Annotated in this window: 23 protein-coding genes and 1 pseudogene; 9 read left to right on the top strand and 15 right to left on the bottom strand. The window is 58.8% G+C overall.

The genetic code is table 11. The features are described from left to right. Window positions 1-44 precede the first annotated feature (44 nt). The 9 genes and pseudogenes from N5098_RS09670 to N5098_RS09630 all read right to left on the bottom strand — a co-directional run bounded on the left by N5098_RS09670 (window position 45) and on the right by N5098_RS09630 (window position 11,644). On the bottom strand, window positions 45-1,544 hold the full coding sequence (locus N5098_RS09670; protein ID WP_267637883.1) for a carboxypeptidase M32: 1,500 nt from the start codon (window positions 1,542-1,544) through the stop codon (window positions 45-47). Between the two features lie 161 nt (window positions 1,545-1,705). Next, window positions 1,706-2,788, bottom strand: coding sequence for a M20 family metallopeptidase (locus N5098_RS09665; protein WP_267637662.1), 1,083 nt, complete (start codon window positions 2,786-2,788; stop codon window positions 1,706-1,708). Window positions 2,789-2,826: 38 nt separating this feature from the next. Continuing rightward, complete coding sequence (locus N5098_RS09660; RefSeq protein ID WP_267637660.1) at window positions 2,827-4,185, bottom strand: glycerate kinase type-2 family protein; 1,359 nt, start codon at window positions 4,183-4,185, stop codon at window positions 2,827-2,829. A 49-nt stretch (window positions 4,186-4,234) separates the two neighbouring features. Continuing rightward, window positions 4,235-4,387, bottom strand: coding sequence for a hypothetical protein (locus N5098_RS09655; RefSeq protein ID WP_267637658.1), 153 nt, complete (start codon window positions 4,385-4,387; stop codon window positions 4,235-4,237). 56 nt (window positions 4,388-4,443) lie between these two features. Next, a complete protein-coding gene (locus N5098_RS09650; RefSeq protein WP_267637657.1) occupies window positions 4,444-7,551 on the bottom strand; it encodes an FAD-binding and (Fe-S)-binding domain-containing protein in 3,108 nt (1,035 codons plus the stop codon). A gap of 85 nt (window positions 7,552-7,636) precedes the next feature. Beyond that, window positions 7,637-9,847, bottom strand: a complete 2,211-nt coding sequence (locus tag N5098_RS09645; RefSeq protein ID WP_267637655.1) for an LUD domain-containing protein — start codon at window positions 9,845-9,847, stop codon at window positions 7,637-7,639. Continuing rightward, window positions 9,844-10,356 carry an LUD domain-containing protein gene (locus N5098_RS09640; RefSeq protein ID WP_267637653.1) on the bottom strand — a complete coding sequence of 171 codons (513 nt, stop codon included), beginning with the start codon at window positions 10,354-10,356 and terminating at the stop codon, window positions 9,844-9,846. Before N5098_RS09640 ends, N5098_RS09645 begins: the two co-directional genes overlap by 4 nt. 71 nt (window positions 10,357-10,427) lie before the next feature. Next, window positions 10,428-10,652, bottom strand: a pseudogene (locus tag N5098_RS09635) (L-lactate permease); the annotation flags it as partial. A 47-nt stretch (window positions 10,653-10,699) separates the two neighbouring features. Next, complete coding sequence (locus N5098_RS09630) at window positions 10,700-11,644, bottom strand: D-2-hydroxyacid dehydrogenase (RefSeq protein WP_267637650.1); 945 nt, start codon at window positions 11,642-11,644, stop codon at window positions 10,700-10,702. Between the two features lie 180 nt (window positions 11,645-11,824). Between N5098_RS09630 and N5098_RS09625 the strand changes: the two genes are divergently transcribed. Continuing rightward, on the top strand, window positions 11,825-13,672 hold the full coding sequence (locus N5098_RS09625; protein WP_267637648.1) for a PINc/VapC family ATPase: 1,848 nt from the start codon (window positions 11,825-11,827) through the stop codon (window positions 13,670-13,672). A gap of 26 nt (window positions 13,673-13,698) precedes the next feature. Here the strand turns inward: N5098_RS09625 and N5098_RS09620 are convergent, their stop codons facing one another. Then, window positions 13,699-13,962, bottom strand: coding sequence for a winged helix-turn-helix domain-containing protein (locus N5098_RS09620; protein WP_267637646.1), 264 nt, complete (start codon window positions 13,960-13,962; stop codon window positions 13,699-13,701). 111 nt (window positions 13,963-14,073) lie between these two features. Next, a complete protein-coding gene (locus N5098_RS09615; protein WP_267637644.1) occupies window positions 14,074-14,547 on the bottom strand; it encodes a hypothetical protein in 474 nt (157 codons plus the stop codon). Between the two features lie 112 nt (window positions 14,548-14,659). Between N5098_RS09615 and N5098_RS09610 the strand changes: the two genes are divergently transcribed. The 6 genes from N5098_RS09610 to N5098_RS09585 all read left to right on the top strand — a co-directional run bounded on the left by N5098_RS09610 (window position 14,660) and on the right by N5098_RS09585 (window position 18,363). After that, window positions 14,660-15,019, top strand: a complete 360-nt coding sequence (locus N5098_RS09610; protein ID WP_267637642.1) for an EMC6-like membrane protein — start codon at window positions 14,660-14,662, stop codon at window positions 15,017-15,019. A 2-nt stretch (window positions 15,020-15,021) separates the two neighbouring features. Then, window positions 15,022-16,851, top strand: coding sequence for a ribosome biogenesis/translation initiation ATPase RLI (locus N5098_RS09605; protein ID WP_267637640.1), 1,830 nt, complete (start codon window positions 15,022-15,024; stop codon window positions 16,849-16,851). A 191-nt stretch (window positions 16,852-17,042) separates the two neighbouring features. Then, window positions 17,043-17,198 (top strand): hypothetical protein, encoded by a 156-nt coding sequence (locus tag N5098_RS09600; protein WP_267637638.1) that lies wholly within the window; start codon window positions 17,043-17,045, stop codon window positions 17,196-17,198. A gap of 69 nt (window positions 17,199-17,267) precedes the next feature. Further along, a complete protein-coding gene (locus N5098_RS09595; protein ID WP_267637637.1) occupies window positions 17,268-17,450 on the top strand; it encodes a DUF7331 family protein in 183 nt (60 codons plus the stop codon). A 48-nt stretch (window positions 17,451-17,498) separates the two neighbouring features. Continuing rightward, on the top strand, window positions 17,499-17,903 hold the full coding sequence (locus N5098_RS09590; protein WP_267637635.1) for a DUF7322 domain-containing protein: 405 nt from the start codon (window positions 17,499-17,501) through the stop codon (window positions 17,901-17,903). A 31-nt stretch (window positions 17,904-17,934) separates the two neighbouring features. After that, a complete protein-coding gene (locus N5098_RS09585; RefSeq protein WP_267637633.1) occupies window positions 17,935-18,363 on the top strand; it encodes a DUF7346 family protein in 429 nt (142 codons plus the stop codon). On the opposite strand, the gene rad50 is transcribed toward N5098_RS09585, so the two are convergent. From rad50 to N5098_RS09565, 4 genes are all read right to left on the bottom strand, one after another. After that, the gene (rad50, locus tag N5098_RS09580; RefSeq protein WP_267637632.1) at window positions 18,364-21,063 is read right to left on the bottom strand and encodes a DNA double-strand break repair ATPase Rad50; all 2,700 of its coding nucleotides are present in this window, start codon (window positions 21,061-21,063) and stop codon (window positions 18,364-18,366) included. After that, on the bottom strand, window positions 21,060-22,271 hold the full coding sequence (gene mre11 / locus N5098_RS09575) for a DNA double-strand break repair protein Mre11 (protein ID WP_267637630.1): 1,212 nt from the start codon (window positions 22,269-22,271) through the stop codon (window positions 21,060-21,062). Before mre11 ends, rad50 begins: the two co-directional genes overlap by 4 nt. An 85-nt stretch (window positions 22,272-22,356) precedes the next feature. Continuing rightward, entirely contained in the window at window positions 22,357-22,767 is a 411-nt protein-coding gene (locus N5098_RS09570; RefSeq protein WP_267637628.1) for a disulfide bond formation protein B, read from the bottom strand. A gap of 45 nt (window positions 22,768-22,812) precedes the next feature. Continuing rightward, window positions 22,813-23,070, bottom strand: a complete 258-nt coding sequence (locus N5098_RS09565) for a MarR family transcriptional regulator (RefSeq protein WP_267637626.1) — start codon at window positions 23,068-23,070, stop codon at window positions 22,813-22,815. Window positions 23,071-23,214: 144 nt separating this feature from the next. On the opposite strand from N5098_RS09565, the gene pan1 reads away from it, so the two are divergent. Together pan1 and N5098_RS09555 are read left to right on the top strand one after the other, a co-directional pair. After that, window positions 23,215-24,426 carry a proteasome-activating nucleotidase Pan1 gene (gene pan1, locus N5098_RS09560; protein WP_267637624.1) on the top strand — a complete coding sequence of 404 codons (1,212 nt, stop codon included), beginning with the start codon at window positions 23,215-23,217 and terminating at the stop codon, window positions 24,424-24,426. Window positions 24,427-24,571: 145 nt separating this feature from the next. Next, window positions 24,572-25,336 (top strand): PHP-associated domain-containing protein, encoded by a 765-nt coding sequence (locus N5098_RS09555; RefSeq protein ID WP_267637623.1) that lies wholly within the window; start codon window positions 24,572-24,574, stop codon window positions 25,334-25,336. Window positions 25,337-25,417: the final 81 nt, after the last annotated feature.

Below are 25,417 nucleotides of genomic sequence, written 5' to 3'. Positions count from 1 at the left end.
ATTATCCACCTTTTTGCCGTCTCCGTTCGGGACGCTAGCGACTCTTAGAGGTTGTAGAGATTGCCGTACTTCTTGTTTGCGTAGTCAAGGAAGTACTCAGCGGTGAACGCTTCGCCAGTGGCTTCCTCGATCAGGTCCGTTGTGGTGTACCGACAGCCATGCTCGTGGACGTTTTCGTTGAGCCAGCCGTAAAGACGGTCGAAGTTTCCGGATTCGATATCATCGTCGAGGTCGCCTAGCTCGCGCTCGGCAGCCCCAAACAGCTGGGAGGCGAGAACCGACCCAAGAGAGTACGTCGGGAAATAGCCAAAGTTGCCATGCGTCCAGTGGATATCTTGTAGACAGCCCTCTGCATCATTGTCCGGTCGCACGCCGAGATACTCTTCGACCTTGTCATTCCAGACCTGTGGGACCTCGCTCACGTCGAGATCGCCACGAATCAGGTCACGCTCGATTTCGAACCGAACGACGATGTGCATATGATAGGTCAACTCGTCGGCTTCGACGCGAATCATATTATCGTCGTAGACTTCGTTTGCGTGCTCGTAGAACGCCTGCGGTGAGGCAGTGATACCGAACTGTTCTTCGACTTCCGAGGCGAATAGTCGCCAGAAGGGCTTGGACCGTCCGACGTGGTTCTCCCAGAGTCTGGACTGAGACTCGTGAACGGTCATATCACGGCTGTCACCCAGCGGTGTCCCGTAATCGTCGTCGGACAGACCAAGTGTATAACTTGCGTGCCCGAACTCGTGGATGGTCGACCCGATGGCACCCATCGGGTCATCAGGGGCAAACCGTGTCGTAACGCGGGCATCGAACTGTGTCCCCGTCGAGAATGGGTGCGGTGCTGTATCGAGGCGGCCGCGGTCCCAGTCATAGCCAAGCGTATCGAGTGCCTCTGTGACGAGTGATTCCTGTGTTTCCGCGTCGTACTCGCCTTCGAATGGGTCGGCAGGCTCGACATCGCTCTCGGCGATAGCATCGATAAGAGCCGGAAGCTCTTCGCGGAGTTCTGTTAGAATTGCTTCAGCGGTGTCGATATCGATATACGGCTCGTAATCTTCGAACAAGACCTCGTACGGGTCTCGGTCGGGGTCGATTGCCGCAGCGTACTCTCGTCGGAGTTCGACCAGTTCTTCGAGTGTCTCCTCGAACAGCGAGAAATCCGATTTTGCTTTCGCCTCCTCCCAGACCGGGAGTGCGTTAGAACTAGCCTCAGAAAGACGCTTGACGAGGTCCTCCGGAATGGCATTTGCGCGCTCGTGGGACCGTCTGACTTCTCGGACGACGGCTTGCTGTTCGTCGTCGACCGTGCCGTCGAGTTCGTCCAGCCACTCAGACAGCTTGTCGTCTGTCAGCAACTCGTGGTGTACTGTCGATAGCGTTGAACTCTGCTTCGAACGGGCTGGTGTCCCGCCCTCTGGCATCATTACCTGCTGGTCCCAACTCAGCACGCCGGACGCATCGCCGACGTAGTTATACTTGCGTACATGCTCAAGAAATGCTTCGTAGACTTCTTCGGACTGCTGTGCCTCCGATGACATACCTCCCTGTAGTACAACCAGCCCCATCAACTCATCGCTCTCCTTTACGAACATTCGTGTAGATTATTGTGAGTAACTGTTTGAGATGTTGACTGTTTCTTTCGAAGGAAATAGACTATCGACTCGTTGCTATCTCTCTGCTTGCCACGAGTCGAGACAGCCTACAGCAGCGTCTCGAACTGTTCTCCACACTGCCGATAGATGTCATAACAGCGGTCAAGCACGTCGACCGAGACACTCTCGTCTGCGGTGTGGGCTTCTTCGGGCTCGGATGCGCCACAGACAACGCAGGTTGTCCCTGCTTCGGCCAGCCATCCGGCATCAGTTGCATGCGGTTTGAGAACGTGTTCTGGCGTTTTGTCCTGCATGGCGGTTGCCGCGTCGAGAACGAGATCGGCAAACTCCGCATCGTCACACGCCATCGGTGGCAGGTCTTGGTCAACCTCGACCCTGACACCGGGCACCTCCTCAACGTGACTGAGTGGTGTCCGTTCGTTCGGAACGGTTCGCTCGTCGATAGTCACCGAGCAACCCTCGGGAATGACGTTCCATGCAGTTCCGCCGTCAATTTCAGTAACTGCGATAGAGCCACGCATTTCGTGACCCAGTACGGTCGTCTCGGGGAACGGCAGGTCTCGGACAACATCGATTGCATCCGACGCCCGGTAAATTGCATTCTCCCCGGCTTCGGGTTCGCTTGCGTGGGCTGCTTTTCCCTCGACGTGTACGGTGCTCCCGCGACGGCCTCGGTGGGCAACTACCACGTCGGTTACTCCTTGCTTCGAGTAGTTTGTCGACCCTTCTCCGACGACAGCGTAGTCAGGTGCGAATCCGTCTTCGAGTGCACCGCGTGCTCCTGTCCCGCCGACCTCTTCACCGACGAACGAGGCGAAGACGAGTTCGTATCCCGAAACTTCGGCATCCCGGAATGCACACATCGCAGCTGCGACTGCCCCCTTCATGTCGGCAGCCCCGCGCCCGTAGATGCGTCCGTCATGCTCTTCGACAACGTAGCCACCGTCACGTTCCTGTGAGGGGTCCGGCGGGACGACGTCGTGGTGACCGACGAACGCGAGTGAGGTGTCACCGTCTCCTCGTCGGGCGATGACGTTCCCATGTGTGTCGCGTTCGACCGTGGCATCCGTTTCGGTTCGGAGCCACTGCTCGATGCGGTCCCCGGCCTCGGTCTCGTCCTCGTGGCTCGGTATCTCGACCAGTTCTTTTGTGAGTGCCGCGGAGTCCATCGTTTCTCAAACGGGACCCCTCGTCACAAAAAGGTTCGTCACCGTGGCGTTCCGACGAGCACAAGACGCAGGTCGTTTACGTTCGTTCCGGTCGGCCCTGTCTCGATGAGGCTCCCGCGAGCGTGGAGATAGCCGTAGGCGTCGTTATCATCACGCGCGTTCCGTGCGTCGTCCGCGCTGTTGGTCGTGACCGTCCCGTAGTCCACGAGCGCACCGGCAGCGTCGGTCGAGCCATCGAGTCCGTCGGTGTCGACGCTCGCGAGGACGATATTGCTGTCCACGGAGCAGACTTCCTCGCCTCTTAGTTCGAGTGCGGCGGCCAGCGCAAACTCCTGATTTGGTCCGCCTCGACCGTTTCCTGTCACTGTAACCGTCGTCTCACCGCCCGACAGCAGGGCGACCGGCGGCTCGGCGGGGTCGCCGCTGTTGAGACACTCTAAGGCGACGGCGGCGTGTCGCTGGCCTGTCTCCTGAGCCTCCCCTTCGATTCGCGTCGAGAGGACGACTGTCTCGTACCCGGCTTGCTCACAGACCCGCGCCGTGCCGTCGAGTGCTGTCCGGTTGTCTGCGAGGACGTGGTTGCTCACATGTTCGAACACCGCGGTGTTTGGACCGGGTGTTTCCGGTCGGTCCCCTGCTATGCCGGCGTCGAGCACGTCCGTCACTTCCGGTGGAGCGTCGATATCGTACCGTTTCAGTACGGTAAGCGCATCGTCATACGTCGAGCTATCCGGCGCGGTCGGTCCGCTCGCAATCACGTCCAGCGGGTTCCCGACCACGTCGCTGAACACCACGCCGACCGTCGTCGCTGGCGCGAGTTCGCAGGCGAGTCGGCCGCCTTTGAGTCGGGAGAGGTGTTTCCTGACCGCGTTGAGTTCGTCTATCGTCGCGCCACTTTCGAGCAGTTCCTCAGTTAGGTCGCGGTAGGCCTCGACAGAGACGCCATCGACCGGTGCGGACAGCAGTGCGCTCGCGCCACCGCTGGCGACGACCAGCACGAGGTCGTCAGGGCCTGCTGTCGCCGCGAGGTCGAGTACAGCCGTCGCTCCGTGTACGTTTTCCTTCGTGGGTAACGGATGGTTTCCCTTGTAGACCGCTATCTCGTCTGTCGGTTCCGGCGTCTTGGTGACCACGGCTCCGTCGTCGATTCGGTTCCCTAGCACCGCCTCCAGCGCCCGGGCAACAGCACCGGCAGGTTTCCCGCCACCGAGCACGACGAGGCGGTCGTATTTGTTGAGGTCGTACCCGTCGTCAGCGATGGAGAGCGTGTCACCGTCGAGTGAGACGGTTTCTGCTATGACCGTCTCAGGATGGGCGGCGTCGATACCCGCCGCTATCGCGCGGAGAGCGTGCTCGTGTGTTGGCGTCCGGGCGAGGTCTGGCTCGTTTCGAATCACGACTTGTCAGTGTACGTTCCAAGAGTCCGAAAAAAGATGTTGGGCTGTGCTACTCGTTTCGGAGCGTCTCGAAGGTTTCCAGCACTCGCGGCCAGTGGTCGGTATCTGCCTCGGCGTAGCCCGCCGTCGTCCCGCAGATACTCGCGAGTATCGCTCGCCGGGATGTCGGCTCCTCTGTCTCACCTGTCTCTCCCGTTGGCATATAGTCGCCGTCTCCCACTGGTCGATAAAGTCTTCTGCACTATTTCAGGCGCGGTATCACTGCTCGATAGCTGATTCGAACGCCTCGATGGGGTGTGGCGGCTTGCCCTCCACGTCGTCGCAGTCGAGTAACTGCGTCCGGCAGGAGGTTCCAGGCGCAACCACTCGGTCACCGGGCGAGTCCGCCACCTGGTCAAAGAGCAGGCTAGCGATGGCCGTACTCATCGAGTAGTGTTCGGCCTCGTAGCCAAAGGAGCCGGCCATCCCACAGCACGTCGAGTCGAGTTCGTCCACCTCGAAGCCGACCTGTTCCAGTGCGTTCACTGCGTGATGGTCTTTTGTGGTCGCCTTTTGCTGGCAGTGGCCGTGATAAGTTAGCATCTCCCCATCAGCGCCGGGCAACTGCTCGTAGAGCTTGTAGGTGTCGATGTACTCCATGACACCGTAGGTGTTTGCCGCCACCGTCTCCACGTCTTCGCCGCTGAGGAGGTCACAGTAGTCAAGTTGGTACATTACGGCATCGGAGGGTTCGACGGTCACGATATCCCACCCTTCATTGACTCGCGGTGTGAGTGTGTTGACGTTTTTACGTGCAGTTGCCCGCGCCTTGTCCAGCATGCTTTTCGAATGGGCGGGGCGACCGCTGTCGCCCACGTCGTCGGGCACTTGGACATGTACTCCTGTGGCTTCGAGAGCACGGACGGCGGCCTTTCCGACTTCGGGCTGGGTGTAGTTCGTGTATGGGTCGGCGACGAGAAGGACATGTTTCTCAGTGCTCTGTGCTGGCACCACCGGAGTGCGCCCATCTGCCCACTTTTGAAGCGTTTCGCGCTTGAATGTCGGCAGGTCACGCTCGCGGGCGATGCCCAGTATCTTCTCGGCGAGGACCCCGCTCCCGGGCATGCTCGTTACCCAGTTCGACAGCGGTGCAAACGCGCTGCCAAGCGAGTACAGTGTCTCTACGTTTGCAAAAAAGCGGTCTCGCAGCGGGATACCTGCCTCTTGATGATGTTCGTGTTTTACCTCCGCTTTGAGCTTTGCCATGTCGACACCGCTGGGGCAATCCTTGCGACAGCCCTTACAGCCGATACAGAGGTCGAGTACCTCTTGAGTAAACTCGTTGTTTGTCGGGTCCTCAGGCAGGTCGCCACTCATTGCCTGCCGGAGTGCGTTCGCTCGACCTCGCGTCGAGAGCATTTCCTCATCGGCTGCCCGGTAGGTCGGACACATCACACCACCGGTCGTTTCCTGATGGCCGGTACAGCCGCCACAGCCATGACAGAGCTCTACCATCCCCTGAAAGCCGTTCTCGTTGTCCCAGTTCATCGACGGCTCGAATGTCGCATCGAACTGGTACTCCGAGTCAAAGCGGAGCTGCTCGGCGGGGTCGAATTCGCCACAGACACTGCCTGGGTTCAACAGCCAATCGGGGTCAAACGCGGTTTTCAGGTCACGAAATGTCTCCCAGAGCCGGTCTCCGTACAGTTTCCTGTTGTACCGCGTCCGTGCCCGACCGTCGCCGTGTTCGCCCGAGACTGACCCGTCGTACTCGATGACGAGGTCAGTCACAGCGTCGGAGATTGTCGTCATCGTCTCGACACCGTCCTCAGCTTTGAGGTTCAACAGCGGGCGGATGTGGAGTACGCCGGGGCCTGCGTGGGCATAGTACGATGAGAAGGAATCGTGCTTCTCGAACAGCTCCTGTAAGTCCGCAACGTAGTCATCGAGGTGTTGGGCTGGAATCGCGGTGTCCTCGACGAATGCCCAGTGTTTCTCGTCGCCGGTCCGTGAGAGCAAAATGGGAAGCCCGGCCTTGCGCATCTTCCAGAATTTCGCTTGCCGGTCGGGGTCGTAGGCTTCGAGCGCGTCGACGGCACGTCGCGGCGCATCGCTTCGGTCAGCCGCCCCCTCCGCGGGGGTGACCGGCGTTTCGTGGCCGGGAAGCCTGTCGGCGAGCAGGTCCGCAACCTTCTGTTTCCCATCAGCGGGCGAGTCCGCGTAGAACTCCACCAGTAGCGTCGAGTCCGTCCCGTCGGGGAGGAGGCCGACGACGGACTCGAACTCGGGCCGCTCGGCCGCCAAATCGAGGAACACGTCGTCCATCACCTCCACAGCGGCGGGGTCGTGTTCGAGAATTGGCGCGACATCCGCCACCGCGTCGAGGACGTGGTCGTAGGTCAGGAGGACGGCGGCTTTCGACTCGGGAATCGGCTCCAGCGAGACGGTCGCCGCCGTGACGATGGCGAGTGTCCCCTCGCTACCGGCGAGTAGCCTGCCGAGGTTCACTGCCCCGTGCTCGCCGGCGTCCTCGACGAGTTTGTCGAGGTTGTACCCCGAGACGTTCCGCGTCAGGTCTGGGTAGCGCGCCTCGATTTCTTCCCTGTCCTCCCGGAGAATCCGCGACACTTCGGCGTAGATGCGCTCCTCGATATCGGCGTCCTCACCGTCTCCAACTGCCTCCGCCCGCTCGTGGAGGTCGTCGAGGTCGACCCAGCCGAGTTCAGTCACAGTCCCGTCGGCCAGCACCGCCTCGACGGATTCGAGGTAGCCGTCGGCCTTGTGGTATTTCAGGGAGTGTGCGCCCGTCGAGTTGTTGCCGATACATCCCCCGAGGACGCTTTTGTCTCCCCATGCGGGGTCTGGTGCGTACTTCAGGTCGTGCTCTTCCAGTCGGTCGTTCAGGCGGGCGAGCGTCACCCCTGGCTCGGCCCGGACGGTCCGGTTCTCCGGGTCGACGTCGAGGACCGCGTCCATCTCCTTTTTGAAATCGAGCACGACGGCTTCGTTGACGGCCTGCCCTGCGAGACTCGTCCCGCCGCCGCGGGGCAACACCGGAACCCCCTTTGTGGAACAGTATGACATGACCGCCTGCACGTCCGCGGTCGATGTTGGTGCGACGACGCCGATGGGCAACTGCTGGTAGGCGCTCGCGTCCGTGGCATAGAGGCTCCGCGTGTAGGTGTCGAAGCGGACTTCGCCGTCGACCCGGGCGTCGAGTGCGGCGAGCAACTCGGGGTTCTCGACGTCCCGGCTCTCGTAGTCGTAGTTGCTCCGTGACTCGCTCGCGGGGTCGTGTGGCGGGGGCGCGACCGACTCTTCGCCCCGCTCGACCTCCGGGTCGCCGCGCGATTCCGCTATCGGGTCCTCGGTCTGTGTATCACTCATCGTATCTCCTTGCTGTGTCGTGCGGTTCGGCGTCCACTTGGATTCGTCGGCGCGTATACGTTGTCGTTGCTGACATACTTCTTTCTCAGGTCTCTTCTGGCGGTGCGACGAGTTCGACGACGTGGCGGGGTTCCTGGCCGAGCAGGTCGCCAATCTGGTCCGTACAGGAGGTGCCGCTGGCGACGACGTGGTCGGCGTCTGCCTCACGGAGTTGCGCTTCGAGCCGCGAGCCAACGTCCATCGCGAGGTCGTAGTACTGCTCCTTGTAGCCAAACGAACCGGCCATCCCACAGCACTCCACGTCACTGGTCGTCACCGTGTATCCACACTCCGTCAGCACCTCGACGCTGTACGGTTCCAGCCCCAGCGTGCGCTGCTGGCAGTGGCTGTGATAGGCGACAGTCTCTTCGCCAGATGTCGTATCGAGCACCTCCACGTTGGCCCCGTTCGAGAGCAACCCGTAGACGTACTCCAGTAGCTCGTAGCTGTGTTCGGCGAACAATTCAGCCTCCCGCTCGGGGAGAAGCCTGCTGTAATCGTCCCGGAACATCGCCAGGTCGCTCGGTTCGATAACCACCACATCGTAGCCTTCCTCCAGGTAGGGGTCGAGCGCGTCGGCAACACCCTCGGCCTGCCGTCGGGCGGTCGAAATCATCCCCTGGGAGAGCGGTGCCCGCCCCGACCCCGGCGCGGCGGGAACGAGCACCTCAACCCCGAGGGCTTCCAGCGTCCGGACGGCCGCCTTCCCGCGGTCGACGAACATGTAGTTCGTGTAGAGGTCCGGGTACAGCACCACCTTCCGGTCGGGGTCGAGCGCCGGCACCGCTTCGCGCTGGTCCATCCAGTCCCGGAGCGTCGTCCGCTGGAAGGCAGGCAGGTTTCGCTCGCCTGCCACGCCCGCGACCCGTTCGAGGACCGCCGACGCGGGCCGCGAGTTCGCCGCCCAGTTCGAGAGCGGGGCGAACGCGCTGCCGAGTTTCGCCAGTGTCTCGACGTTGCCGAACAGCCGCTTCTGGAGTCCCGGCCCCTCCGTCTCGGCGTCGGGCGTGAGTCCCTCGACGAGCACCTCCAGTGGGACGTCCTCGCCGCTGTTGAGACGGTCACGGACGACCGTGTTTATCCACGGGATGTCGATTTGTACCGGGCAGGCCGGGACACACCGCGAGCAGCCGGTACAGAGGTCGTTGAACTCACCCGCCGAATCGAGGCCGTGGACGCCGGCCTCCCAGCCGGTGGCGATGCCCCCGGAGTAGGTCTCGCCGCCGAAGGCGTGGCCCCCGACCGACTGGAAGTTCGCGCAGGTGTTCGCACACGCCGAACACCTGATGCAGTACAGCGTTTCCCGGAGGTCGTCGTCCTCGCGCATCGCCATCCGACCGTTGTCGATGAGTACGAGGTGAAACTCCCGGTCGCCGGCGGTGTCGCCCCCCGCAATCGGCTCCTCCGGCCGGTCGAAGTCGACCGTCGGCGAGTCGACTGGCGGAGTGAACAGTGAGATGTAGCTCGTGATATCCTGTCCCGTCCCGGAGCGGCCGATGAGTTCGATGAATGGCCGGAGTTCCTCGACGCTGGGGACGATTTTCTCGACGCCGGCGACGGCAATCTGTGTCTCCGGGACTGTCACGCACTTGCGGGCGTTACCCTCGCTGGTCACGAGCGCGATGGTTCCCGAATCCGCGGTGACGAAGTTCGCGCCGGTCATCCCCACGTCGGCACCCTCGATGAGTTCGCCCAGATGTTCACGGGCGAACTCGGTGAGTTCCTGGGCGGTTTCGAGCTCCTCCTCGGGGTCGAAGTACTCGTTGAACAGGCGGGCAATCTCCTCGCGTGACTTGTGGATTGCCGGCGCGACGATGTGACTCGGAGCCTCCTCGGCGACCTGGAGGACCCACTCGCCGAGGTCGGTCTCGATCACCTCGATGCCACCCGATTCCAGTGCCTCGTTGACTTCGAGTTCCTCGCTGGTCATCGACTTGCTTTTGACCAGCCGCGTTGCATCCTGGGCGTCACAGACCTCCCGGATGTAGCGGTTCGCGTCGGCGGCGTCCTCGGCGAGGTAGACGGTGCCGCCGTTTTCCTCGACGACCGCCCGAACCTCCTCGACGAGTTCGGGGAGGCGTTCGATGGCATCCTCTTTGATGGCGCGGGCCTCGTCTTTCAGTTCCTCGTAGTCCTCTAGTTTCGCCACCGACTCGTAGCGGCCCTGGTTGAACCCGCGGGTGTTCTCGCCGACGGCGGCTCCCTCTGTCGCCATAATCCGCCGGATGTGCTCGGCCTTCGACTCGCGGGAGCTCATGAGACCACGATCACCTCCACCTGTTTCGGGCCGTGTGCCCCGTTTACCAGTGCGCCCATGTCGGCGGTCGCCGAGGGGCCCGTGGCGATAATCGCCGATTCGCGCGTTTCGCGCAGTCGCTCACCGAACTGCTCGAATGCGGTCGCCATATCCGGCACGATGTCGTCCTCGTGGAGGACCGCCACGTGCAAGTCGTTGAACAGGCTGACCGAGTCGCTGCCGTCTTCGTCGGCGTCGAGAACGATGCTCCCGTACTCGGCGATAGCAAGCGACGCGGCTGTGACGCCCGTCGTCGCTGCCCGGAGATCCGCAGGCGTCGGCTCCGTCGTCACGCCGTCGGGCAGTGTCGCGTCCTCCCACGGGAGCTGGGTTCCGACAGCTGGTGGGTCGAGCATCTCGGTGACAGCTTCGGCGACGCCGTTCGGCTCGACACGTCGCGGCTCGATGCCGTACTCGCTGGCGACGGACGCGAACTGCTCGTACGTGGTTGTCGGGGTGTCCTGTGTCATGGATACGTTCGCCCGCTGGTCGGTCGAAATTTGGTCCCGTCATACGTAAACGGCCGGGTGAACCGCCCCCGTCAGAACACCCCCGTGAAGAGGACAAAAGAGAATACCATTGTCAGGACACCCACGAAGGAGGCGTAGTACAGCAGCAAAATAAGGTTCAACCGCACGATTCGCCTCCCTTCCCCGACGAGACCGATAGTCGCCAGCGCCGCGACGATGTTGTCAGTTGCCACCAGTGTCCCCATCGCGCCGCCGACGGCCTGTGCACCGACGACAAGCTGTGTCGGCACGCCGATTGGGCGGCGGTGAACTGGAACTGCGAGAACAGGGGCGTTCTATCCGGTCAGACGACTTGGTTTTCCAACTCCTCGTGCTCGCCCCCGCGGATTCGCTCGATATTTCGTTCGAGGATAGCACTCCGGCGCTCGAAGTACTCTGGGGAGTATCCAGAGTTGTGTGGGGTGAGCATGACGTTATCCATGCTCCATAACGGATGGTCCGTAGGTAGGGGTTCGGGGTCGCTTACGTCCAGTGTCGCCCCACCGATGCGGTTCCAGCGGATGGCCGACACCAGTGCGTCGGTGTCGACAACCGGCCCACGGCCGATATTGACGAGTACTCCGTCGGGGTGCATTGTCTTGAATACGTCTTCGTCGATAAGTCCGGCAGTTGCATCTGTCAGTGGGCACGCCAGCACGACGTACTCGGCGTCGTTGACAGCCTCGTGAATCTTGTCGAAGCCATAGACGTCATCGGTCGGCCCGCCTTTCTCTGGTGTGTATCTGACACCGACCGTCTCCATTCCAAACCCATCGAGGCGCTCGGCAACTGCTGTTCCGATTGCCCCGAGTCCGACGATGGTGACCGTTGAGTTGTGCAGGTCATCCGTTTTGTAGCTGCGCCACTCGCGGCGTTCCTGCTGGCGGTGTGCACGGCCGAACCGTTTGGCGTGGTGAATCATCGCGCCGATGACGTACTCGGAGATGTTCGGGCCATGGACGCCCGAAGCATTGGTCACCGCGATATCCCGTTGCTTGAAGGCATCGAGTTCGAGGTGCCCTGTTCCCGCGAACACACAGCCAAACAGCTCCAGGTTCTCGGCATGTTCTAAATCCTCAGGAGAAAGTTCAAACCCCGTCACTATATCAGCACTCTGTAGGGACTCTTGCTCTTGAGCCGGCGTCGTCGCTTCTCGGACCGTCTGCTCGGGGAATGTTTCGCGTAGAATCTCTGCGTACCCGCTTGCATCCATGCCGTGTATCTTCTGTCGAAGAACGAGGATTTCCATACACTACCTACGAAGAGGGGGTGAAAATGCTTATCGACTATGTGTCTACCTCGCCGTGGAGTCACCTCCTCATCCACCATCTGTGACAGTGCCCCATCGCGTGGGTCGACAAATCTAACACTCGACATACCGCTCTGGCTTTATCCGGAGGCTTATCAATGGCCGCGAGCAAGACAGTGTATGGAAATTGTCCCGGATACAAGCGTCGTTATCGACGGCCGCGTCTCGGAGCGCGTCGAAGACGGCGAGTTCACGGGTGCGACCGTCATCATTCCCGAGGCGGTCGTGGGAGAACTCGAATCGCAGGCGAATGACGGCCGGGAAACCGGCTGGGAGGGACTCGAAGAACTCCAGCGACTGGTCGGTTTCGATGACGACGGCACCATAACTGTCGAGTACGTTGGCCGCCGGGCCGCACAGTCCGAGAAACGCGACGCTGACGAGGGCGATATCGATGCACTCATCCGTGATATCGCCGCCGACAGGGACGCAACACTTGTCACCAGCGACGATGTACAGGCTGAGGTCGCCCGCGCCAAGGGGTTCGAGGTTGAGTACATCGAACCAGACGTACGCGAGTTCGAGACGCTCGCTATCGAGGAGTTTTTCGACGACGAAACGATGAGTGTTCATCTTAAAGTCGGAGTCAAGCCGATGGGAAAACGCGGTGCAATCGGCGATATGGCTTATCAGACAATCGATGACGGGGCGCTGACAGAGGCTGACCTCCATGAGTATGCTGCCGACATCGAAGATGGTGCACGCATCTCGCCGGACGGCTTTATCGAACTTGACGAGCCGGGGATGACTATCGTTCAGTTCAAGGATTATCGTATCGCTGTTGCCCGACCTCCGTTTAGCGATGGATTAGAGATTACTGCAGTCCGGCCTATCGTCAAGACGACTCTCGACGACTACGAGTACGCTGACGACCTTCGCGAGCGCCTGCTCGAAAAACAGCGGGGTGTACTCATCTCTGGCTCACCTGGAGCGGGGAAATCAACGTTTGCACAGGCTGTCGCAGAGTTCTTGAACGACTCCGGATTTGCTGTCAAGACGATGGAGAAACCGCGCGACCTGCAGGTCGGCCCCGAAATCACACAGTACACGGAACTTGGGGGTCAGATGTCACAGACAGCAGATTCACTGTTGATGGTCCGACCTGACTACACAATCTACGACGAGGTGCGCAAGACCGACGACTTCGAGGTGTTTGCAGATATGCGCCTCGCTGGGGTCGGTATGGTTGGCGTCGTTCACGCGACAAGAGCTATCGATGCACTCCAGCGACTCATCGGGCGGGTCGAACTCGGACTCATCCCACAGGTCGCCGACACCGTTGTCTACATCGAGGCTGGCAGCGTGAGCAAAGTCTACGACGTCCAGACCGAGGTCAAGGTTCCCGAAGGGCTGATGGAAGAAGACCTTGCCCGGCCAGTCATCATGATTCGTGATTTCGAGACTGGACAGACGGAGTACGAAATCTATACGTTCAACCGTCAGGTCGTTACCGTTCCGGTGGGTGGTGAGGAAAGTGACGATTCAAGCGTTGACCGCATCGCCAAACAGGAGATTGAACGTGAGATTCGCTCGGTCGCCCGCGGCCACGTCGAGGTTGAGCTTCGTGGACCGAATACAACCGTCGTCTGGGTCGAGGACGACGACATTTCAGCAGTCATCGGAAAAGGCGGTGGTCGTATCTCCGACATCGAGAATCGCCTCGGCATCGATATCGATGTCCGCACGCTCGAAGACCGGCCCGACGGAGACGGTCCATCAGACGAGAAAAGTGGGCAACAAAACACGGGCGGCATGGCTGTCACGCCGGAAGTCACGTCTCGGCACGTCGTCATTCCGTTAGAGGGACACGCCGGCGAGACTGTTGAAGTACGGGCCGACAGCGAGTACCTGTTTACCGCTACGGTCTCGCGGGGTGGCGAAATACAGGTCTCGCGAGGCAGCGCAATAGCTGAAGAGCTAGAGAAGGCAATAGATTTCGGCAGGACAATTACCGTCGTCCCCTCTTGAACGTCCCCCCGTAAAAACCGCCCTATTCAGTCGGAGACGGCAGCTTCTGGCTCGACGACCCCCTCTGTCAGCTCGTAGAGGTTCTGTCGGGCGTCTGCGAAGTAGACGTCTTCTTCGATGACGCCGATTTCATCCAGTCGTTCGAGCGCGTACCGGACAGTCCGGGCCGAGAGCATCGACTCTTGTACGATTCCTTTCTGTGTTAGTGGCCCGTTATATTCGAGCACCTTGTAGACGAGCTTCGCACTCGGAGGCAGGTCTGCGATATCCTCCTCGTCGGATTCTGTCATCGCCTCTCTCTACTGTCGCGCGCTGTATAAAGATTGAGGGATTGTCTCAGTGAGTGTTCGAGATAACAGTATAGCAGGCGTTTTAGATTGCCTTCTCCGGGTACTCGCCGGTCATTCCTCTGTGTCGCTCTCGGATGACGATGACGGTGCCGATGGCACCTCTCCGCTAGCTGTGGTCGTTTCGCGCTCGTCATCTTCTCCAAGAACAGTCCCGCTTGGGAAGACAAGATAGCCAAGGATGACGGCCGTCACCGCGACACCGAGGTACAACACGCCGATATCGAGGTGGTCGTGGCGGAGTAGGCCGGTGACTGTGATGACGACGCCCGCCCCGCTGAGATACAATCCATAGAGCAAGAGTGCCGTCCCGGTCGCGCCGCCGACTGTAGCGACTGCCGAGTCGGGGTCCCGTATCGTATCAAGCGCGGCCCAGCCGATAAGAACAACCGCACCCGTGGCGTTGGCCACTATCGACCACCATGGGTCGACACCACGCACCAAATCGACGACAAACAGGGTGCCGGACCCGAGAAAGACCACCAGCCCGAACAGGAATAGCCACGGTGACGCGTCACTCTCACTCATCGCTCTCGTTGTGCACACCCCATGCAGATAAATTGGTCGACGGGGCTATTTGTCGCCTTGCGGTCGAACGCGGAACGAACGGCTTTTTACGCCGGGTGGCAGAGAAATGTGTATGGCGACAGAGACGGGTGAGGGTGCGGCCGACGACGTATCCGGGAGCCAAGGCTCCGCTGTCGATACCGACGATGAGAGCGGCTTCAGCGATTACGAGCGAAGCGCCATCGTCACGATGGGCTCGACGCTCTCGGGTATCGCCGCGGCCATCGTCTCCGCGCTCTACATAAGCGACCCACAGAACAATACAGCGCTGGCATTCGTCGCAGTGGCGATTTTCGTACAACTTATTTTGTACCGGGTAATCGGGCTTGAGGTTGACGACTTCGGTATCAAAGGGAACCTCTACATCACGCTGATGACGTTCATCCTCTGGTTCCTCTCGTGGGGAATCATCCTGACGACGGACGCATTCTAACCATGGCAGATGACAGTATCGCAGTCGTCGACCTAGAGCAGTGTCAACCGGATAGATGTAACTACGAGTGTGCTAACTTCTGTCCACCCAACCGGACGGGAAAAGAGTGTATCACCACTCGTGACGAGCGTTACGAAGAAAACGATGTTTACCAGGGAACCGACGACCAAATCTGGATTTCCGAGGAACTCTGTCTCGGCGAGTCCTGTGGCATCTGTGTCGAGAAGTGTCCGTTTGACGCAATTCAGATTCTCAACCTGCCACAGGAACTCGACCAGGAACCAGTCCATCGATACGGCGAAAACAGCTTTGCGCTCTATGGCCTTCCCGCACCCCAAGAAGGCCGAGTAACCGGCATTCTCGGCCCAAACGGAATTGGAAAGACGACGGCTGTGCATATCTTGGCTGACGAACTCGCACCGAATCTCGGGCAGGTCGGGACTGAACCAAACTGGGACGAGATTCTTGACGCGTACCGCGGAACGGAACTGCAGGGATACCTCGAAGCGATGCGCGAGGGGAACGTAACTGTGGCTCGAAAACCACAGTACGTCGACCAGATTCCGGACCAATTTGACGGGTCGACTCGCGCGCTGCTTGAACGGACCGACGAACGCGACGTGTTGGATGAGTTAGTCGAGCGCCTGAACATCGCGCCGGTTATCGACCAGAACATCGACACGCTCTCGGGCGGGGAACTCCAGCGTGTTGCACTCGCTGCGACGCTAGCTCGTGAGGCTGACTTCTACTTTCTTGACGAGATTACGCCGTATCTTGATATCAGCCAGCGGATGACTGCCGCCCGACTGATCCGTGAACTCGCTGAGGACGAGAACCGGTCGATGCTTGTTGTCGAGCACGACTTGGCTATTCTTGACTTGCTGGCGGACGCGATTCATATTGGCTACGGGCAATCTGGTGCATTCGGTATCATCACGCCGCCAAAATCCGTGAAAAATGGCATCAACGAGTACCTCTCGGGCTACCTCGAAAACGAGAACATGCGTATCCGGGAAACCGATATCGAGTTCGAGGAACACGCGCCCGCTTCGAACTCAACTGGTGAGACAGTCGTCGAGTACCCATCGCTGGAGAAAAGCTACGGCGACGGCGAGTTCTCGCTGTCGGTCGAAGGCGGGAAAATCCGCGAAAACGAGGTATTAGGCGTTGTCGGCCCGAACGGCATCGGCAAGTCGACGTTCGCCAAGCTACTCGCGGGTCGACTTGAACCCGACGTAGGTGAAGTCAACGCACGCCTCGATATCGCATACAAACCGCAGTATGTCGAGATTGACCAGCCAATGCGCGTCGATGCGTTCCTCTCCTCGATTACCAACGAGTTCGGCTCCTCATATTGGAACACTGAGATTGCCCAGCCCCTCCAGCTCGACCCTATTATGGAGCAAAACCTTACGGACCTTTCGGGCGGGGAACGCCAGCGTGTGGCTATCGCTGCCTGCCTTTCGGAGGATGCCGATCTCTACTTGCTTGATGAACCCTCGGCACATCTCGACGTCGAGCAACGTGTCCGCGCCACCACGGCAATCCGGCGATACGCTGAACACAACGACGCGACGGCGATGGTCATCGACCACGATATTTATATGGTCGACCTGCTTTCGGACCGCTTGCTCGTGTTCGACGGCGAGCCGGCTGTCGAAGGCCACGCGACTCCACCACAGGGGATGCGCGAAGGAATGAATGAGTTCCTCTCGAATCTGGACATTACGTTCCGACGTGACGAGCGGACTGGTCGTCCACGCATCAACAAACCCGGAAGCCAGCTTGACCGCGAACAGAAAAACGCTGGCGAATACTACTACTCGCCCTGATTACAGCGCAGACCTTTGCAAATACCGCATACGACACTGTCGATTACTCGCTGGACCGCCCAAACATCAGCCGCTGTGCGAGCGCGTCAAGCCGGTCGGTTACTTTACTTGCCAGTATGTTCTTTCTATTTGAACAGAATGGCTGATAGGTAGAGTCAGGCTTTTTTTTGTTCAGGCCTCGACCCTAATCAATGGAGTGGAAACGCGTGACGCCGCCGTCACAGCTACGGTCGTGTTCTTGTGGCTGTGACTACGTTGATGAGAAACCGGATGGACTTGTCAAGCTCTACCGTTGTTCTGACTGTCACACAATCCTTGGTGACCTCACTATGGGCCACGAGCCGTAGGGTGACTCCTGCCAATCTCGCCGTCTCCCGAACATATATATTCAACCATGTCATGTGGTAGCACGAAGTATGGTTGATTCGATGGATTCGTCGACCGAGACGAATCGTGCTGTGACTGAGAAAACGGGAGATGGCTCGCTTGATGCGACGGGCGTCTACGAGACAGCCTCGGGAATTGTCCTCTACGACACAGAAAAGCCACTCGCATGGATTCAGTCCGACAATGCAGTCCGACTTGACGAGGTAGTCTAACCAGCCGAGACCCGAACGGATTTTGCTATTGACCGTCTAACGTGAGGTGTGACTGACAGCGACCCCCTTCAGGAGCTTGACGAGCCACTCGCTGAAGACCGACAGTCTGAAGAGTCGGGTGTCGCTGTACCGACCGCCGAACGGCCACACGCCGAGCGTCCCAGTGCGGATGTCCCGGACCCGCCATCGACCCGGACAGAAGAACTCCGTACACAGGCAAGCGATGTCGACCCTGCGTTCAAGACGCTGTTTTGGAAACTCGTTTTCCTGTATAAGATTGCCGTACTTGGCCTAACACTCGGGATACTACTCTGGGTATTTGACTCCCATCCCACGCGAGGGCCAGCGCTCACCGTCGGCGGTGTTCTCCTCTTTTTGTATGCTATAGAGCTTACACGCCGGGGAAAGGCCCGACTTGATGCCGGCGAATTCGACCTCGAAACCGAGAACTGAGTACGATGAAATCCAACTGGAGACACACACGATGACGCGACGCACCGTTAGAGATACCGAGGGCACCCGTTACCTGCTTCTCAAACGTTCTGCTGATGCCAGTCTCGTCCGGCACCCGGAGACTGGTGAGCGCCAGCACATCCCAAATGACGACCTCGATACCGTCGACGATGCGACAGCAGCCGACACTGTTCTTCGCGCACTGCCTGAGCCTGTGGTCTCGCTCGTTACTTCGGTCCACGACGAACGTTCGCTTGCACTTCTCCTCGAACTGGACGAGGAAGGGCCACTGAGCGTCCGGACACTCCTCTCAGAGTACGACTTCTGTGAGAGCGATTTGCACGGACTGTTGACTGAGCTCCGGGCTGGAGGCTTCGTTGCCGAAACAACTGTCCTTGGCCAACGTGGATACGAAACAACCGAGGTTGCGACCGACGCCCTCGATGCCCTCCGAACGTAGTCAGTCTCCGGCCGTGGCGAGCAACTCCTCGTCGATTCCGTCTACGTTTTTGAGACGCTCGACGGTCGAGCGGTTTGTCGTTGGGTCTTTTTTGACGGTCACGAGTGCGTCAGCGGCCGACACTAATTCCTCGTCGTGGCTGACGACCAAAATCTGCTCGACACCCAGACTATACATCTCGTTTATAAGTTCGACGAGCTGTGAGACATGTCCTGAGTCAAGAAAGACCGTCGGCTCATCAAGAATGAGCGGCGGCATCGGTGCGGTCCCTTCGATACCCTCCGCGAGGAGTTGGTAGATTGCACACCTGAGACTGAGGTTGAACAGCGCACGCTCTCCACCCGAGAGCTGTTCAGGGTCGAGCTCTGCGCCGTCTTTCTGATAGACCGTCAACCGGTACTCCCCGTCGATTTCGAGACGTGAGTAGGTATCGTTCTCGTAAATAAGGTCAAACGTTTCGTTCAACATCCGTTCGAGACTCTCGATATTCTGTTGACGCAGCTCTGACCGGAGCGTGCGGTACATCTCTTCGAGTTGCTCGGCCTCGGCATAAAGTGAGCCAAGCCGTGAAACGGTTGCGCTCAGCTCATCCTGTCGCTCGCGTAACTCAGCCATTACGTCTATCTCGGCTTCGATACCGCCGAGTTTCCCCTGCAGGTTCGCCTGCTTTTCTTCGAGGTCTGCAAGCGTCTCGACGACCTGTTCGAGATATTCTGTCGCTTTTTGTTTTTGATCCCGTGCCTCTTTGATACGCTCCTCGTCGAACTCTGCTTGCAGGTCGCTCCGACGCTCGCGCAACTCTCCTAATCGGTCACGGCGCTCGTCGTTCATCTGGCCTTTGTCCTCGCGTTGGTCGCGCAGGCGCTCTTGTTCCTCTGTCAGTGATGTTATCTCATCGAGCACATCGGTTACCGTTTCGAGTGAATCGAGACGGTCTTTCAGGTCTGCCTGACGCTGGTTATACTCCGCAATCTGTTTTTTATACGTCTTCGCCTGTTTCCGTGCCTCTGTTGCCTCCTCGCGGCGCGTCTCGACATCGCTCTCGGCCTCGCTTGCCTCTTGACGGAGTTCTTCGATACGGCGCTCCTTTTCGGCGATGTTTGCTTCGCGCTCATCGAGTATCTGGGCGAGATTCTCACGGTCAGATTCGAGACTCTCAATCTCAGATTCCAGTGATTCGAGTTCTTTTATCCGGTCAAGGTCATCTTCACGGTCGCGCTCCCGTGTCTCGATGTCGGCGAGTTCGGCTTCGAGGTCCTCGATACGTGCCCGTCGCTCGTCGATATCCGAGACGTGAGGCGACCCCTCGACGGACTGGCCACACTCTGGACACTTCCCCGCTTCTAGCAACGACTCGGCCTCGCTGAGGCGCTCACGCTCGTTGTCGAGGTCTGCTGACAGCTCTGTTCGGCGCTTGCCGATCTCTGCAAGCTCTTTGGCAACTTCCTCACGGTGTTCACTTGCCGCGCCGACCGCAACCGGTGCGTCCGCGAACGCCGCCCGTTTTGTCTCGATATCAGCGGCCATCTCATCGATTTTCTCGCGCCGCTCTGACAGCCGCTCCCGAGCGTCTGTCAGTTCTTTTGCCAACTCATCGGCCTGCTTACGGTTTTCTTCTGCCGTTGATTCGAGGTCGTCGGCCTCCGCAGCCAGCCGTTCTGCCTCGTTATCGTATTCTGTCTTGCTGACGCTTAACTCACGAATCTCTGTGGTCACTTCGTCAATCTCCTCACGGAGGCTCTCAACACGTGCCTCGATACGAGTGTCGAGGTCATCATCATCAGCCTCGATATTAACGGATTCGAGCAGCTCATCACGCTTTTGACGCCGGTCACGAAGCGTTTCTTGACACTCCCCAGTGCGGTCAGCAAGGGCCTCGCGTTTGCGTTCGGTCTCTTGGATTCGCTCGCGGAGCTGTTCGATACTGTCTTCGACCTCGGCCAACTCCTCGCGTTTCTGTTCGTATTTCTCGATGACTTCGACCGCTTTATCCTGGCTTTCTTTCGCGTCGGCCTGGTTCTTTTCGTACCGCTGGATTTGCTCCGCGATATCGGAGAGCTCTGTCTCTATTTCGTTGCGCTGTCCGTGGAGGTTTTTGTCTTTTTTCTCGGCCAGTTGTTCCTCGACCTCGCTGAGTGCGCCCTGCTTGTCGTCACGGACACGACCAATGCCCACACGGGCGTCGCTTGCCCTATCACGGTACGTTTCGAGCTTGCCAAGTTGGAGGAGGTCGTCGAGCATATCCTGCCGGACTGCTGGTGAAGCGTTGATGAGCTTGTTGACCTCTCCCTGCCGGACATAGGCGCAGTTGACGAATGCCTCGGTATCCATCCGGAGCATTGAGACAACGCGGTTGCGTACGTCCGTTGCACCCTCGGTGGTCCCGCCGGGTCCGTTCATTACACACTCGGCGGTCCGTGCGTTTCCATTGTTGACCCGAATCCGCCGTCTAATATCGTAGTCATCCCCGCCGTGTGTAAACTGGAGTTCGACGATAGTCTCCTCGGCGCCGATAGTCACGATTTCGTCGAGTGTCTTGTCGAGTGCCTTGGAGCCATAGAGTGCGAAGAAACATGCTTCGAGCAACGATGATTTCCCGCCGCCGTTTAGCCCGTGGATAACCGTCACACCACTGTCAAGACGAAGGTTCGCATCCTCGTAACACTTAAAATTCTGTAGCTGAACCTGCTCGAATCTCATAGATAATCCTCCATTGTCTCTTGGCTTTTTTCGTCGTCTGTCCCGCTTTCGCTGGGTGTCTCATCACCGCTTTTCTCACGTGCTCTAGCATCGTCGAACGCACCGTCATCAGCCTCTTCGACTACCTCACTAACGCGGCGCTCGATAGCGTCAGCAACGTTTGAATCTGCTACCTTGCTTGCACGCACTGTCTCGTCGACTTCACGGGCAACGGGACTCAATCCGAGTTCTTGAATGCGCTCTCTAACTGCTTCATCAGGGTCTGCGAAGGTAACGTCGACATCGGCCTCCTCGCTTATCTCGCGTTGGTCGTTGACGCGAGTGACAAGCGAGCCCCGCTCCTCGGCGAACTCCTCGATGCCCGCTGGCATCACTTCCTCGCCTTCGCCGGTGATGGTGACGATAACGACGGCGTCGTCAATATCGTACTGTTCGATGCGTTCGCGCACGACAGAACTTCCCTCTGTGTCGTTGAGTTCCACATCGACGAAGACAAAATCACGGGTGTCGATACCTCGTCGGCGGATGTCGACGCCATCTTCAAACGTGACAAGATTGTAGCCACGCTCATCGCGCTCGCTCGCGCTCGCACGCTCGGTTGACCCACAGTAGGTAAGCCACGTTTCGGTCGGTTCCTCGATGTGTCTCGTCTGTGGCGTATGGTCATCTCCGAGCAACATGGCATCGAAGCTGACAGGAGATTCGGCAAGCACTGTCCTCGCGTCCCAGTCTCCGTGCTCGAATGGCTCGAAAAGCCCGTGTGTGACAACTGCGGCGTACTCGGCGTCGTGGGACGCAAACTCGTAGTCGTAGGACTCGCGCTGTGACCGTGGGACGAAATCCAGTCCATAGAAGGCGGTGTTTCCAACGGATACCGGTTCAGAGCCAAGGCGTGTTGCCAGCCCCATCGACTCGAAGAGGTCGAGCCACTGCTGGTTGCGTTTCGACTCGTGGTTGCCGACGATAGCTAAAAACGGCACGTCAGCGTCGTCGAGAATCCGGAGCACCGACATCGCTCCCATAATGTCTGAGAGTGTCGGCGTCCGGTCGTGAAAGAGGTCACCAGCGTGGATGACAGCAGCCACGTCATCGGCGACGGCATCCTCGGCGACCTGCGTGAAGGCGGCCTGGAAATCCTCCCGCCGGGTGGGGCGATGATACTGCTGATAACCCAGATGTGTGTCACCCGTATGGAGTATCCTCGTCATTGCTCGCCGGTAGGAGTGGCCGCCCTAAATGGATTCCGTGAGCACCCTGAACGTAACACACCGGTTGCTGTTCTCTCTCCTTGCACTACTGCGTGTGATAATCGACGTGTGCGACAGCGAATAAACCAGCAGTCACAAGTGCGAACGCGACCAGCGAGAGCCGCGGAATCGTGAGGACACCCAATCCCGTCCAGTCAGTCCTGGTACAGCCGCCAACAGTACATGTCGCCGAAACTGCTTCGGGTGCAAACTGGATGAACGTGTGATAGGCTGCAACGACAGTACCGAGAGCCGATAGCGGGAGCCCTGTTTTCCAGACGCTCTTGGTCTCTTCGAGAGTAGCGACACCAAGCACGACGACAAGAGGGTACATGAGGATGCGCTGGTACCAGCACAGTTCGCAGGGGAGGTAATTCGCCACTTCACTAAAATAGAGGCTACCCGTCGTCGCGACGACTGCAACGAGGGTGCATCCGGCTAGGATCCGCCGAATCATGCGTAATGAGTCGGCAAGACGTAGTATAAGGGTGGTGGTCTCTCGTTATTTCGCCAGCGTGTAGACGCGCTTGCGGGCGTCAACGAAGGAGAATCGAGACTCGATGACATCGGCGTCTTCCAGCCGCGTCAAAGCGTACCTGACTGTCCGTGCCGGCAGCAGTGTCTCCTCTGCGAGTTGACTCTGTGTCAGTGTGTCGTTGTACTCCAGTACCTTCGCAACGAGCTTTGCACTTGGCGGAAGCTCGGTGAGGGATTCTGTGTCGGACTCTGCTTGTGTCTGGACCGTCTCTGATGTGCTCATCGTATACTGTTCTGTGCGATGCAGGTTAATAATATTTACTACATAGAAAAATTACCATGGAACATCTATTAGGCGTTGAGGCACCCTGTCAGAAGTTGCCGTTGACCCGAAGCCTCTTATTAGAGAAAACGTAAAAGGCGTACAATGACCGACACCGTGGACGATGTCGACCTGCCGTACGACAAAGACACGTCCAAACAGGAGAAGATCGAATCGCTGGAGGAGCGGGTGAACGTGTTGGAGTCACAAAACGAGGAGATGCGGGACAAGCTGCTCGATGCAAACGCCGAGAACAACAAGTACCAGCAGAAACTGGAGCGGCTGACCCACGAGAACAAGAAACTCAAGCAGTCACCGCTGTTTGTCGCCACGGTACAGGAAGTTACCGATGACGGCGTCATCATCAAACAGCACGGCAACAACCAGGAGGCACTCACCGAAGTGACCGAAGAGATGCGGGAGGAACTCGAACCGGATGCCCGCGTCGCGGTGAACAACTCCCTGTCTATTGTCCAGACGTTGGATGACGAGACAGATGTGCGTGCCCGTGTCATGCAAGTCGATAGGAGTCCATCTGTTACCTACTCGGATATCGGCGGTATCACGGACCAGATCGAGGAAGTTCGGGAAACTGTCGAGATGCCGCTGCAAAGTCCTGAGCGCTTTGGCGATGTTGGAATCGACCCGCCCGCCGGTGTTCTCCTCTATGGGCCGCCCGGGACGGGAAAGACGATGCTTGCCAAGGCTGTCGCCAACCAGACCGACGCAACATTCATCAAGATGGCTGGCTCCGAGCTCGTTCACAAGTTCATCGGCGAGGGTGCCAAACTTGTTCGTGACCTCTTTGAGCTTGCCCGCCAGCACCAGCCGGCGGTCATCTTTATCGACGAAATCGATGCTATTGCCGCCAAACGGACCGATTCGAAAACTTCGGGCGACGCGGAAGTCCAGCGGACGATGATGCAACTTCTCGCCGAGATGGACGGCTTCGAAGACCGTGGTGATATCCGGATTATCGCCGCAACCAACCGCTTCGACATGCTTGACCGTGCTATTCTCCGGCCCGGTCGGTTCGACCGTCTCATCGAGGTGCCAAAACCCGACGAGCCCGGCCGCGGACAGATATTCCAGATTCATACCCGCTCGATGAACGTCGCCGACGACGTTGACTTCGGGAAGCTTGGCGGAATGGTCGAGGACGCGTCAGGAGCTGATATCAAGGCTGTCTGTACTGAAGCGGGTATGTTCGCCATCCGTGACGACCGGACAGAAGTTCAGATGAGTGACTTTGAGAACGCATACGACAAGATTCAGCAGGAAACTGACGAAGACGACGTTTCGCGGACGTTCGCCTGACGACTGTAATCCACGTTCTACTTCCAGCTGAAACGTTTGTTTTCGTGACTCTATTCTATCAACTTCCGGCCGCACAGCCTGTCGTCTCTCTTTTGCTGCGTATATTTCGAAATACACTATTGCTGGGCTGTCGAAAAGAGACACAATGGCAGCCGATGAGCCGACACGTGTCGACCTACACGTAAAGATACTTGACGACGAGGTCGTCCGGCGGGCCAAGGAGGCAGGGCTTGACGCGCTCGTCTACGCGCCACACTTCACGCATCTCTCCGATATCCGAAAGCGCGCTCAGGAGTACTCTGACGACGAGTTACTCGTTGTCCCTGCTCGTGAGTGCTTTGCCGATCGCTGGAACAGGCGTCGACACGTCCTCGCCATCGACCCCGCCGAACCGATTCCGGACTTCCTCACGTTCGAGGCGACAATGGCCGAACTTGACCGTCGAGACGAGACGCTACTTGCACCCCATCCCGAGTTTCTCACGATGAGTCTCTCCGGAGACGACCTGCGGGAATACAGCCATCTCTTCGATGCCGTCGAGGTATTCTGCCCGAAAAACTGGTGGTTCCACACCAGCAGGATGGAGTCGATTGCCAGTGGCCTTGACGTGTCCACGTACGTTTCTTCGTACAGTCACCTCCACACGACCATCGGAGAGGCATACGTCGAGTACGACCGACCTATCGAGAGCGCTGACGACCTCACGGCAGCTATCGAATCTGACGCTAACCCGCGGTGCTACCGTAACGAGAGTTTCAAAAATCTCCTCAACCGCCGCGCCGAATTCGTCCACCTGTTCAAAGAAAATACTTGGGATAAGTTTGCTCGCGTGGTACTCAAAGACCAGGAACCAACCAATCCATACAGCTCAGGCTACGACGAGCGGTTTACCGAGCACGTTTCCTACTAAGAGGACGCTGCTTGGCAGTGGTCTCTACGACTGGTCGTTACTTCTGGTGATAGGACCTGCTCGTGTCAACATCGCACTGTC

Origin of the sequence: Halovenus rubra, assembly GCF_026586665.1 — an archaeon.
Taxonomy (GTDB): domain Archaea; phylum Halobacteriota; class Halobacteria; order Halobacteriales; family Haloarculaceae; genus Halovenus; species Halovenus rubra.
Note: the sequence above shows the minus strand (reverse complement) of the source record. Positions and strands in the feature narration are given on the sequence as shown.

Coding starts and splice junctions, on each gene's coding strand:
- N5098_RS09650 (WP_267637657.1), bottom strand. CDS start 7,551: ATGAGTGATACACAGACCGAGGACCCGATAGCGGAATCGCGCGGCGAC.
- N5098_RS09600 (WP_267637638.1), top strand. CDS start 17,043: ATGGAGTGGAAACGCGTGACGCCGCCGTCACAGCTACGGTCGTGTTCT.
- N5098_RS09595 (WP_267637637.1), top strand. CDS start 17,268: ATGGTTGATTCGATGGATTCGTCGACCGAGACGAATCGTGCTGTGACT.
- N5098_RS09620 (WP_267637646.1), bottom strand. CDS start 13,962: ATGACAGAATCCGACGAGGAGGATATCGCAGACCTGCCTCCGAGTGCG.
- N5098_RS09565 (WP_267637626.1), bottom strand. CDS start 23,070: ATGAGCACATCAGAGACGGTCCAGACACAAGCAGAGTCCGACACAGAA.
- N5098_RS09645 (WP_267637655.1), bottom strand. CDS start 9,847: ATGAGCTCCCGCGAGTCGAAGGCCGAGCACATCCGGCGGATTATGGCG.
- N5098_RS09570 (WP_267637628.1), bottom strand. CDS start 22,767: ATGATTCGGCGGATCCTAGCCGGATGCACCCTCGTTGCAGTCGTCGCG.
- pan1 (WP_267637624.1), top strand. CDS start 23,215: ATGACCGACACCGTGGACGATGTCGACCTGCCGTACGACAAAGACACG.
- N5098_RS09625 (WP_267637648.1), top strand. CDS start 11,825: ATGGAAATTGTCCCGGATACAAGCGTCGTTATCGACGGCCGCGTCTCG.
- N5098_RS09655 (WP_267637658.1), bottom strand. CDS start 4,387: ATGCCAACGGGAGAGACAGGTGAGACAGAGGAGCCGACATCCCGGCGA.
- N5098_RS09605 (WP_267637640.1), top strand. CDS start 15,022: ATGGCAGATGACAGTATCGCAGTCGTCGACCTAGAGCAGTGTCAACCG.
- N5098_RS09670 (WP_267637883.1), bottom strand. CDS start 1,544: ATGTCATCGGAGGCACAGCAGTCCGAAGAAGTCTACGAAGCATTTCTT.
- rad50 (WP_267637632.1), bottom strand. CDS start 21,063: ATGAGATTCGAGCAGGTTCAGCTACAGAATTTTAAGTGTTACGAGGAT.
- N5098_RS09630 (WP_267637650.1), bottom strand. CDS start 11,644: ATGGAAATCCTCGTTCTTCGACAGAAGATACACGGCATGGATGCAAGC.
- N5098_RS09585 (WP_267637633.1), top strand. CDS start 17,935: ATGACGCGACGCACCGTTAGAGATACCGAGGGCACCCGTTACCTGCTT.
- N5098_RS09555 (WP_267637623.1), top strand. CDS start 24,572: ATGGCAGCCGATGAGCCGACACGTGTCGACCTACACGTAAAGATACTT.
- N5098_RS09640 (WP_267637653.1), bottom strand. CDS start 10,356: ATGACACAGGACACCCCGACAACCACGTACGAGCAGTTCGCGTCCGTC.
- N5098_RS09615 (WP_267637644.1), bottom strand. CDS start 14,547: ATGAGTGAGAGTGACGCGTCACCGTGGCTATTCCTGTTCGGGCTGGTG.
- N5098_RS09610 (WP_267637642.1), top strand. CDS start 14,660: ATGGCGACAGAGACGGGTGAGGGTGCGGCCGACGACGTATCCGGGAGC.
- N5098_RS09665 (WP_267637662.1), bottom strand. CDS start 2,788: ATGGACTCCGCGGCACTCACAAAAGAACTGGTCGAGATACCGAGCCAC.
- mre11 (WP_267637630.1), bottom strand. CDS start 22,271: ATGACGAGGATACTCCATACGGGTGACACACATCTGGGTTATCAGCAG.